The following is a 10,326-nucleotide window of genomic DNA, read 5'->3' as shown; positions in this document are numbered from 1 at the left end:
CCCCGACCCACGCCGGCCCGCGGGCGCTACCCGTCGCTCCGAAACTCGAAGCGTGCCCCGGACCCGCTCCCCTCCGCGTCCCCCGCCTCCTCGGCCGTCACCCGCCAGCCGTGTGCGTCGGCTATCTCCCTGACGATCGCCAGTCCGAGTCCGGAGCCGTGGTCCGCGCCCGTGACCCCGTAGCCCATCGCCTCCGCCGGGTCGACCCCGTCGAACCCCGGCCCGTCGTCCGCGACCAAGAAGCCGTCGGAAAGGGGACCGACGGTCACCGTGACCGCCGGACCGTCGGCCGATCGGGGCGGCGTCCCGTCGCCCGCGGACCCGTGTTCCACGCTGTTCCGAAAGAGGTTCTCGAACAGCGTTCGGAGCCGCTCCGGGTCGGCGTGGACGGTCGCGTCGCCCGCCTCGACCTCGAGGGCGGCACCGGCCGTGTCGACGGTCCTCCACGCCTCCCGCACGGCGTCGGCGATCGCGACGGACTCCGGCTCGTCGACCGTCCGTCCCTCCCTCGCGAGCTCGAGGAGGTCGTCGATCAGCTCGCCCATCCGCGCGTGGGCGTCCTCCAGGCGATCGAGCTGTTCGTGGGCGTCCTCGCCGTCGATCAACGGACGGAGGAGATCGACGCGCCCGCTCGCGACCGTGAGCGGGTTCCGGAGGTCGTGTGAGACCACGCCCGCGAACTTCTCGAGGCGATCGAGCTCCCGCTGGAGCGCGGCGTCGCGCTCGCGGAGCTGTTCGGTCCGCTCGGCACGGTCCAGCGCGGCGGTCACGTTCGCGGCCAGCACCCGCGCGAGCTGGACGTCCGTGTCGTCGAAGAAGCCGGGGTCGGGAGAGCCGAGCGGCATCACGCCGTGGTCCTCGAGGGACACGACGAGCAGACTCCGGAGGTCGCCGTACTCCACGACGGTCTCCTCGGCCGCGAGGTCGTCGATGCGGACCGCTTCCCCTCGGTCGTAGGCGTCCCACAGCGCCCCGTCGCCCGGCCCGAACGGGGGGCGTTCGCCGAGCGCCGCCGTCGCCTCCTCGCTTATCACCGTCGGCTGGAGCGTTCCAGCGTCGGGGTCGTACAGCCGGACCCCGCTGCTCGGGAACCCCAGCGTGTCGATCGCGGTCCGTGCCGCGACCTCGGCGACGGTCTCGCGGTCCTCGCCGGCGAACATCTCCCGCGTCGCCTCGTGGAGCCGGCGGAGGGTTCGTTCGACCTGCTTCTGCTCGTCGATGTCTGCGTACACCAGATGGAGGAGGACCGTCCCGCTCCGCTCCGTGGGGATGGCGTTCAGGATGAACTCCCGGCACCCCGAGACGGTCCGGCGCTCGACCTCCGTCCGGATCGGCTCCATGTCCGTCTCGGACCAGTCCGGCTCGATCGACTCGACCCCCTCGGGAACGATGGCCTCGCACATCGCCTCGTAGGTGTCCTCGCCCGCGACGCAGCCGAACGTCGACTCGAACGCGTCGTTCGTCGCGTCGAGTGTGCGCTCGCCCGACCCGTCGATCACGAGCCGCGCCACCGGCGACGGGACGTTGTCGAAGAGCACGGCGAGCCGGTCACGCTCCGCCCGGAGCGTCTCCTCCGTTTCGATCTGCTCTATGGCCTCCGCGGCGTGTGCGGCGACCAGCTCCGCGAACTCCACGTCCCGCTCGTCGAAGGCCGCGTGGCCGCTGGAGATCGCCTGAAGCAGCCCGTATCCGCCGATCGGGACGCTGATCGCGGACTCGACGTCGTCGGCGACGGGGGCGGCGTCCGGCGATCCCTCGACCGCCTCGACGAGGAACGTCCGCTCCTCGGCCACGGTCCGTCCCGCGAGCCCCTCCCCGAGTTCGAAGCGACGGACGTCGTCGTCGGTGACGCCCTCCGAGAGCGCGGCCGGATCGACGTACTCGCCGTCGCGTCTGGCCGTGAGACAGCGGTCGAACTCGAGGACCTCCTCCGCGACGTCGACGACGCGCTCGAACACCTCGGCGGCGGTCTCCGCGTCCGACAGCTCGGTCGCGAACTCGTGGATCGCGGTCACCTTCCGGTTGACCGCCCGCAGGTTCGACTCGGCCCGTCGGCGGGAGAGCGCGTTGTCCACGCGGTTCGCGAGCATCTCGTATCCGTCCGCGCCGCCGCCCTTCTGGAGGTAGTCGGTGACGCCGGCGGAGATGGCCTCGCTCGCGATCTCCTCGGATCCCTTGCCCGTGAACAGCACGAAGGGGAGGTCGCCGACCTCCTCGCGGACCGTCTCGAGCAGCTCCAACCCGTCCATCCCCGGCATGTCGTGGTCGCTGACGATACAGTCGACCCGCCGCTCGCGGAGCCGAGCGAGCGCCGCGGCCGGGGACGTCTCCGTGACCGTCTCGATCCCCTCGAGGAGGCGTTCGAGGTACGTCGCCGCCAGATCCGCCGCCTCCGGCTCGTCGTCGACGACGAGGACGACCGCCCGGCGGCCCGCGTCGGAGCCGTCCGGCGCGGGCTCACTCACGCCCGGCCCCCCGTCCGGGGCACGGTCCCGCCGCCGACTCCGACGCGGGCCGTCGGCCGCGGAACGTCTCGAAGCCGCCGGGCGGCCGCCCGGACGGCGACGTCAACGCACCCTCGATCGGTCCCCCGGAACCGATCTCGGGACGTCGTCTCATACGACCCGAAACACCTCGTGCTCATTTGAAGGTTTCGCGGAAATATCGAGATCGATTCTTCCGGGCTCAGTGCCGGAGCGCGGCTCTACAGGAAGCTCTCGACGTGGTCGGCGACCTCCTCGGGGGTGTCGCCGACGGGGACGCCCGCGTCGTTGAGCGCGTCGATCTTCGACTCCGCAGTGCCCGTCCCGGAGCCCGAGACGATGGCGCCCGCGTGCCCCATGCGCTTGCCCGGCGGGGCGGTGCGACCGGCGATGAAGCCGGCGACCGGCGTGTCCATGTGCTCGCCGATGAACGCCGCGGCCTCCTCCTCGTCCTCGCCGCCGATCTCGCCGCACATCACGACCGCGTCGGTCTCCGTGTCGGCCTCGAACGCCTCGAGGGCGTCGATGAAGGAGGTGCCGATGATCGGGTCGCCCCCGATGCCGATGGCGGTCGTCTGGCCGATCCCGCGCTCGGTGAGGTTGTCGACGACCTGGTAGGTCAGGGTGCCGGAGCGGGAGACGAGCCCCACGTTGCCGTCGGCGAAGATGTTGCCCGGCAGGATGCCGAGCTTCGCCTCGCCCGGCGTGATGATGCCCGGACAGTTCGGCCCGAGAAGCCGCGTGTCGGTCTCGGAGAGCCGCCTGTTCACCTTCGCCATGTCCTGGGTCGGGATCCCCTCCGTGATCGCGACCGCGAGGTCGAGGTCCGTGTCGAGCGCCTCGAAGATCGCGTCCGCGGCGAACGCCGGCGGCACGAAGATCACGGAGGCGTCGGCGTCCTCCGCCTCGACGGCCTCGTCGACCGTGTCGTACACCGGAACGCCGGCGGCCTCCTGGCCGCCCTTGCCGGGCACCGCGCCGGCGACGACGTTCGTCCCGTACTCGATCATCTGTTCGGCGTGGAACTTCCCTTCCCCGCCGGTGATCCCCTGGACCACCACCCGCGTGTCGTCGTCGACGAAAATGCTCATTGGGTCACCTCCTCCGCGTTCTTCACCGCGCGCTGGACGGCGTCCTCCAGCGTCTCCTCGACCTCCACGAGGTCCGTGTTCAGGATCTCCATCCCCTCCGCGGCGTTCGTGCCGGCGAGCCGGACGACCACCTGCTTCGGGATCTCGTCGAACTGCTCCAGCGCCTCGTTGATCCCCTTCGCGACCTCGTCGCCGCGGGTGATCCCGCCGAAGATGTTGAAGACGACCGCGTCGACGTTCTCGTCGGAGAAGACCATGTCGAGCGCGTTCGCGACGCGGTCGGCCTTCGCGCCGCCGCCGATGTCGAGGAAGTTGGCGGGGGAGCCGCCGTAGTAGTCGACTAAGTCGAGCGTCGTCATCACGAGGCCCGCGCCGTTGCCGATGATGCCGACGTTGCCGGAGAGACGGACGTAGTCGAAGCCGTACTCGCCCGCCTTGCGCTCGAGGTCGTCCTCGTAGGACTCCTCGGCCATCTCCGCGAGGTCGGGCTGGCGGAACAGCGCGTCCTCGTCGACGTTCATCACGGCGTCGGCGGCGACCACGTCGCGGTCGCTCGTGACCATCACGGGGTTGACCTCGATCTCCGAGGCGTCGCTGTCCTCGTAGAGGTCGTACAGCGTCGAGAGGATCGACGCCACGTCCAGCGCCACGTCGGCGTCGACGCCCGCCTCGTAGACGACCTTGCGGGCCTGATAGGGGTGGAGCCCGAACGCGGGGTCGACGTGCTCGCGGGCGATCGCGTCGGGGGTCTCCGCCGCGACCTCCTCGATGTCGACGCCCCCCTCGGTCGAGACCATCAGGACGGGCTCGCCCTCGCCGCGGTCCATCGTGACGCCGACGTACAGCTCGTCGACGAAGTCGACGCCCGCCTCGACGAGGACCGTCTCGACGGTGTACCCCTTCAGGTCCATCCCGAGGATCTCCTCGGCGTACTGCTCGGCCTCGTCGCGGTCGGTCGCGATCTTGATCCCGCCGGCCTTCCCGCGCCCCCCGACGTGGACCTGTGCCTTGATCGCGGCCGGGTAGCCGATCTCGTCGACGGCGTCGAGCGCCTCCTCGACGGACGTCGCGAGCCGGGAGTCCGGTACCGGGATCCCGGCGTCCGCGAAGATAGACTTCGCTTGATACTCGTGAAGTTTCATCCGTGTGGGATCGATACCGACGGCGGCTTAAATGGTGCCGATTCGCCTCGCGCGGCTGGCTCGCGTCGCGTTCCGACGGGGGCGCGCCCGCGTCGATCCACGGATGCGCGGCTACTTTACGTCGGGACGGACGGGGAGACGACATGGCGGAGACTGGACTGCGGGCGAACGCGCTCGGACTCCTGATCAGTCTCGCGGGGACCCTGCTGCTCTTCGCGCACGTGACCGACGAGTACAACGCGGCCATCCAGGACGTCGGATCGATAGCCCTCGGATACCTCGGGCTGATCGTCTTCGGGCTGTCGGTGTCGGTCACCGGCGTCGCCCTCCTCGTGCGGACCGGCCGCGACTGAACCGGCGTTCGCGACTGAGCCGGCGATCGCGACCGGCGGCGACGCGCCTTTTTACCCGCCGGCGCGGTTGCGATCCGCATGGATCCGAGCGAGTTCCTCCGTGACGGAACCGTCAGCGTCTCGTCGGAGACGTACGCGGTCTGCCGGACCGACCACGACCACCCCGACGCGTTCGCGACGGTCCGCGAGGCGGGCGAGACGACGGTGGTCGTCGAGAGCGACGACGTCGAGGCGATCGCCGCCGACGCGGTCGAACCCGGATGGAGACGCCTGACCTTCGAGATGGATCTCCCGTTCGAACTCGTCGGGTTCCTGGCGGCGGTCGCGACGGCGCTCGCGGAGGCGGACGTCTCGGTGTTCGTCCTCTCCTCGTACGCGACCGACCACGTGTTGGTCAAGGAGGCGGACCTCCCCGCAGCCGTGCGACGACTCGAGGAGCTGGGGTGTGCGATCGTCGAGTGACGGCGACGCCCGGCGAGGCGGTCCGGGTCGGCGGGCGTGGTAGGGCTGGCGGGCGTGGTAGGCGGGCGTCATAGGGTCGGCGACCGCGACCGACGTCCGGCGGCTTACTCCTCGTCACCGAGGATGACGCGGTGGGTCATCGCCTCGGGGTCGAGCACCTCGTCGGCCTCCGCCTCGGTGAGGTACCCCTCCGCGACGGCGACCTCGCGAACGCTCTTGTCCTCCGCGAGCGCCTTCTTGGCCACCTTCGAGGCCTTGTCGTAGCCGATCGCGGGGTTCAGCGCGGTCGCGAGCGCCATCGACTGCTCGACGCGCGTCTCGCAGTGCTCCTCGTTGGCCTCCAGCTTCGCGACGAAGCGCTCGCCGAACGTCTCGGCCGCGTTCGAGAGCAGCGCGGCCGACTGGAGGAAGTTGTGCGCGACGACCGGCTTGTAGAGGTTCAGGTCGATCTCGCCGCGGGCCGCGCCCGCGGCGACGGCGGCGTCGTTGCCGACGACCTGCTTGTGGACCTGGTTGACCGACTCGGCGACCACCGGGTTGATCTTGCCGGGCATGATCGAGGAGCCGGGCTGGTTCTCCGGCTGTTCGATCTCGCCGAGGCCGTTCCGGGGGCCGGAGGCGAGCAGGCGGAGGTCGTTCGCGATCTTGTTCATGCTCCCGGCGACCGTCCGCAACGCGCCGTGGGCCTCCGCCATCGCGTCGTGGGCGGCCTGCGCCTCGAAGTGGTCGTCGGCCTCGCGGAACTCGGTGCCGGTCGCCTCCGAGATGTACTCCGCGGCGAGGCCGGGGAACTCGGGGTGGGTGTTGAGCCCCGTGCCGACCGCGGTGCCGCCGAGCGCGAGCTCGCGGAGGTTCGACTGGACGGCCTCGACGCGCTCGATGCCCTTCGCGATCTGCGTCCGGTAGCCCCCGAACTCCTGGCCGAGCCGGACCGGCGTGGCGTCTTGGAGGTGGGTGCGGCCGGTCTTGACGACGCCGTCGAACTCGGCCTCCTTCGCCTCGAGTTCGGCGTGGAGCGTCTCGAGGGCGGGCACGAGGTCCTTCTCGACGGCCTCGAGGGAGGCGACGTGCATCGCCGTCGGGATCACGTCGTTCGACGACTGCCCGTAGTTGACGTGGTCGTTCGGGTGGACGACGCGGTCGCCGATCTCCGCGCCCGCGATCTCGGCGGCGCGGTTGGCGATCACCTCGTTGGCGTTCATGTTGGAGGAGGTGCCGGAGCCGGTCTGGAAGATGTCGACCGGGAACTGGTCGTCGTGCTCGCCCGCGATCACCTCGTCGGCGGCCGCGACGATCGCCGCCGCGGTGTCGTCGTCGACGAGCCCCAGGTCCCGGTTCGCCTGCGCGGCCGCCTTCTTGACGACGCCGAGCGCGCGGACGAACCGTCGGCCGAACCCGATCCCCGAGATGGGGAAGTTCTCGACGGCCCGCTGGGTCTGTGCGCCCCAGTAGGCGTCGGCCGGCACCTGCATCTCGCCGAGGCTGTCCTCCTCCGTGCGGTAGTCCTCACCCATGCTCGGGCCTTCCCCGGAGACGGAGTAAAAGCTACCTTTCCCGGCGTGGCCGCATCGCTTTTGTCGTCTCCCGTCGAAGCGCGAGCATGCGCGCTCACCTGCTCCTCGCCGCCGGACTCCTCGGGCTGATCGAGGCGGTCGCCCCCGGTCCGCTCGTTCGCGTGCTCACCCGCGTTGCCTACCGGAACGCCGAGGACGCGGAGCCGAAGCCGTGGATCCTCGCGGCCGCCCGCGTCGAGGGAATCCTCATCGTCGTCGGCGCGCTCGTCGGGCTCTTCCGGCTCGCTCGCACCGGCGACGAGGGGGAGGCGGCCGCCGGAGCGCCGCCGGCGGTCTCCGGCGGCGAGTAACCGATCCCGAGCCGTCGGATCGCTCGCCACCGATCGACCGATCGATCGGTTCGGCCCGCCGACCCGAAAGTATATTTCGTGCGACCTTCTCCCGTACTATCATGACGGATCCCCTCCACGGACCGCACGACGCGCGAGACGGGCGGATCCGGATCCTCCACGTCGACGACGATCGGGCGTTCACCGACCTCGTCGCCACGTACCTCGAGCGCGTCGACGACGCGTTCTCGGTCCGCTCGGAGACCGCCGCCGACGACGCGCTGGCGGCGCTCGAGTCGGAGGGCGGACGGATCGACTGTATCGTCAGCGACTACGACATGCCGGGGACGGACGGGTTGGAACTGCTCGAGACGGTCCGCGAGCGCGACGTCGACGTCCCGTTCGTGCTGTTCACGGGCAAGGGATCCGAGGAGATCGCGAGAGAGGCCATCTCCGCCGGCGTCACCGACTACATCCAGAAGGAGGCGGGAACGGACCAGTACACCGTGCTCGCCAACCGGGTCCGAAACGCCGTGGACCAGTACCGGTCCAAGCGGGCGCTGGCGGCGAGCCAGGACCGGCTCTCGCGGTTCATCGAGCAGTCGCCCCTCGGGATCATCGAGTACGACGAGTCGTTCGAGATCGTCCGGGTGAACCCGGTCGCCGAGGAGATCACCGGCTACGACGCCGAGGAGCTCATCGGCGGCACGTGGATGCCGATCGTTCCGGAGAACCAGCGGCGGCACGTGGCGGAGATCGAACGCGGCCTGCTCGCCGATCGCGGTGGCTACCGGAGCGTCAACGACAACGTCACCCGCGACGGCGATCGGATCCGGTGTGCGTGGCACAACCAGGTGGTGACCGACGACGACGGGGAGGTGATCCGGATCTTCTCCCAGTTCGAGGACATCACCGAACGCGAGGCGCGGAAACGCACGCTCGAGCGCACGACCGCCGTCCTCTCGACCGTGTTCGACACGCTTCCGCACGGCGTGCTCGTCGAGGACGCCGACCGGTGCGTCCTCACGGTCAACGACCGGCTGTACGAGCTGTTCGGGATCGACGGCGACCCCGAGGAGGCGGTGGGCGTCGACTGCGAGCAGTTCGCGATCGACGTGAGCGACCGGTTCGCGGATCCCGAGGGGTTCGTGGCCCGGCTGAACGAGGTCATCGAGGCTCGGGAAGCGGTCTACGACGAGCGGCTGGCGCTCGCCGACGGGCGAACGTTCCGGCGCACCTACCGGCCGATCGACCTTCCGGAGGGCGAGGGGCACCTCTGGCTGTATCGGGTCGACGAGGATGAGGACGCCGGCGAGTAGGACGCGGGCGCCGGCGAGCGGGACGGCGGACGTCGCTACAGGTCCGAGAGCCGGATCCCGTCGTCGACGAGCCGGAAGTTGCGCTCGCGGTCGAGCTCGCCGGCGAGCCACTCGTGTTCGTACAGCTGGCCGATCAGCTCGACGTAGAGGTTCCGCCAGGCGATCGCGTAGATCGGCGACTGTCCCCACGCCCGGAGTTCGGGGACGAACTCGTGGTAGGTGCTCGCCTGCGCCTCCATGCGCTCGACCGCGTCGACGACGACCGGCGCCGCCTCCGACGGGTCGCTCCCGTCGATCTCCTCGTTCAGGCGGGACTGGATCCCGGCGATGGCCCGCCGCATGTCCCGCTCCGCGGTCTCGTCTCCCTCCGGCAACGACTCGATGACCCCTCGCGGGACGCCTAACTCGATCTCCGGCATGGAACCGTGTCGGGCGCCGACGGACAAAAAGACACGGCAGTCGGCTCGAACGCGGTGGCTGGAGGCGGCCTCGGGACGCGGCCGTCGGCTCAGGGGGTCGGCGCGGCCTTCTGGAGGGCGGTCTCGGCGACGTTGCCGCCGTAGTCGGCGGACCGGAGGACGGAGTCGACCACGAGCCCCAGAAGCTGTGCGCGGGTCGGGTCGAGCCCGCGGAGCAGCTCGTCGATCGCTCGCACGCGCTCGTCGATGGCGCGGACGCCGGTGCGTGCCTCGTTCGCGAGCCGGGTCGCCTCGTCGTTGTCCTCGGCGAACAGCGCGTCCATCGCGGTGTCGACCACCTCGACGGCGTCGCCGTGGAGGTCGTCGATGGCGTCGATCACCTCCTCGGGGAGCGGCTCCTCGATGTTCAGCGTCAGGTGGGCGATCTTGGTCGCGTGGTCGCCGACCCGCTCCAGCTGTCGCGCGCTCGAGTGGTAGTCGAAACACTCCTCGCGGGGGAGTCCGAGCTCCTCCGCCGCCTTCGGCGTTCGGAGGGTGGCCCGGAAGATCCGCGAGACGACGAGCCACAGCCGGTCGAGGTCGTCGTCGCGGTCGATCACGTCGCGCGCGAGGTCGTGATCGAGCTCGGAGAGCGCGGTGATCGCGTCCTCGAGCATCGACAACGAGATCAGCCGCATCCGGGTGACGGCGTTGTGGATGGACAGCTCGGAGGAGTCGAGCAGGTCGCGGACCACGACGCGGTCGCGCGTCTCCTCCAACACCTCGAGGCCGACGAGGCTCTGGACCGCCTCCCGGATCGTCGAGCGCTGCTCGGTGGTGATCTCGCCGCCGGCCAGCTCGATCACGTCGAACCCGCTGACGTACATGGTCGTCACCGCGCGAGTGAGGTCCTGGCCGGTCAGGCCGGCGATGTCGAGGGTCCCCCGCGTCCGCTCCTCCTCGGACCGCGGCGTGAGAAACAGCGAGTCGCCGTCCGGATAGAACTCGACCTCGCTTCCCGCACCGACGTCGTTCTCGGTCGCCCAGGACTTCGGGATCGAGACCGTGTACGTCGAGCCGCCGGTGACCTGCACCTTCCGGGTTTCCATACGGTCGTGTCGTCGTCGTCCGTACTTAACGTTGTGGAAGATATATAGATCCGTTCGCCCGCCGGTCACACGGTGTGGGCGGAACCGGGCAGTTCGGGCGACCGCTCCGGACGACGCGAGACCGGA

At 70.3% G+C, this 10,326-nt stretch carries 11 protein-coding genes; 4 read left to right on the top strand and 7 right to left on the bottom strand.

Annotated features, from left to right (window positions below; genetic code table 11):
* Nucleotides 1-26: 26 nt before the first annotated feature.
* The 4 genes from DJ70_RS04500 to sucC all read right to left on the bottom strand — a co-directional run bounded on the left by DJ70_RS04500 (nucleotide 27) and on the right by sucC (nucleotide 4,716).
* Nucleotides 27-2,465, bottom strand: a complete 2,439-nt coding sequence (locus tag DJ70_RS04500; RefSeq protein ID WP_094530547.1) for a hybrid sensor histidine kinase/response regulator — start codon at nucleotides 2,463-2,465, stop codon at nucleotides 27-29.
* The gene (locus DJ70_RS17230; protein ID WP_179233964.1) at nucleotides 2,458-2,619 is read right to left on the bottom strand and encodes a hypothetical protein; all 162 of its coding nucleotides are present in this window, start codon (nucleotides 2,617-2,619) and stop codon (nucleotides 2,458-2,460) included. Before DJ70_RS17230 ends, DJ70_RS04500 begins: the two co-directional genes overlap by 8 nt.
* A gap of 85 nt (nucleotides 2,620-2,704) precedes the next feature.
* Nucleotides 2,705-3,574 carry a succinate--CoA ligase subunit alpha gene (gene sucD / locus DJ70_RS04495; protein WP_094530545.1) on the bottom strand — a complete coding sequence of 290 codons (870 nt, stop codon included), beginning with the start codon at nucleotides 3,572-3,574 and terminating at the stop codon, nucleotides 2,705-2,707.
* Nucleotides 3,571-4,716, bottom strand: a complete 1,146-nt coding sequence (gene sucC, locus DJ70_RS04490) for an ADP-forming succinate--CoA ligase subunit beta (RefSeq protein WP_094530543.1) — start codon at nucleotides 4,714-4,716, stop codon at nucleotides 3,571-3,573. The genes sucD and sucC overlap by 4 nt, the downstream gene beginning before the upstream one ends.
* Nucleotides 4,717-4,859: 143 nt before the next feature.
* Here sucC and DJ70_RS04485 point away from each other — a divergent pair, with 143 nt between their 5' ends.
* Nucleotides 4,860-5,069: a hypothetical protein gene (locus DJ70_RS04485; protein WP_094530541.1), complete on the top strand. Its 210-nt coding sequence runs from the start codon at nucleotides 4,860-4,862 to the stop codon at nucleotides 5,067-5,069.
* Between the two features lie 78 nt (nucleotides 5,070-5,147).
* Complete coding sequence (locus tag DJ70_RS04480; protein WP_094530539.1) at nucleotides 5,148-5,531, top strand: ACT domain-containing protein; 384 nt, start codon at nucleotides 5,148-5,150, stop codon at nucleotides 5,529-5,531.
* A gap of 104 nt (nucleotides 5,532-5,635) precedes the next feature.
* On the opposite strand, the gene DJ70_RS04475 is transcribed toward DJ70_RS04480, so the two are convergent.
* Nucleotides 5,636-7,045: a class II fumarate hydratase gene (locus DJ70_RS04475; RefSeq protein WP_094530537.1), complete on the bottom strand. Its 1,410-nt coding sequence runs from the start codon at nucleotides 7,043-7,045 to the stop codon at nucleotides 5,636-5,638.
* An 86-nt stretch (nucleotides 7,046-7,131) separates the two neighbouring features.
* Between DJ70_RS04475 and DJ70_RS04470 the strand changes: the two genes are divergently transcribed.
* Nucleotides 7,132-7,395 (top strand): hypothetical protein, encoded by a 264-nt coding sequence (locus tag DJ70_RS04470; RefSeq protein ID WP_094530535.1) that lies wholly within the window; start codon nucleotides 7,132-7,134, stop codon nucleotides 7,393-7,395.
* A 101-nt stretch (nucleotides 7,396-7,496) separates the two neighbouring features.
* Complete coding sequence (locus DJ70_RS04465) at nucleotides 7,497-8,693, top strand: PAS domain-containing response regulator (protein WP_094530534.1); 1,197 nt, start codon at nucleotides 7,497-7,499, stop codon at nucleotides 8,691-8,693.
* 35 nt (nucleotides 8,694-8,728) lie between these two features.
* Here DJ70_RS04465 and DJ70_RS04460 read toward each other — a convergent pair whose 3' ends face one another.
* Both DJ70_RS04460 and DJ70_RS04455 read right to left on the bottom strand, forming a co-directional pair.
* Nucleotides 8,729-9,112 (bottom strand): hypothetical protein, encoded by a 384-nt coding sequence (locus DJ70_RS04460; protein ID WP_094530532.1) that lies wholly within the window; start codon nucleotides 9,110-9,112, stop codon nucleotides 8,729-8,731.
* Nucleotides 9,113-9,201: 89 nt separating this feature from the next.
* Nucleotides 9,202-10,200, bottom strand: a complete 999-nt coding sequence (locus tag DJ70_RS04455) for a phosphate uptake regulator PhoU (protein ID WP_094530530.1) — start codon at nucleotides 10,198-10,200, stop codon at nucleotides 9,202-9,204.
* Between the last annotated feature and the right edge of the window lie 126 nt (nucleotides 10,201-10,326).

Source organism: Halorubrum halodurans, from assembly GCF_002252985.1.
Classification (GTDB): Archaea; Halobacteriota; Halobacteria; order Halobacteriales; family Haloferacaceae; genus Halorubrum; species Halorubrum halodurans.
This window is presented reverse-complemented; position numbering and strand designations above follow the sequence as displayed.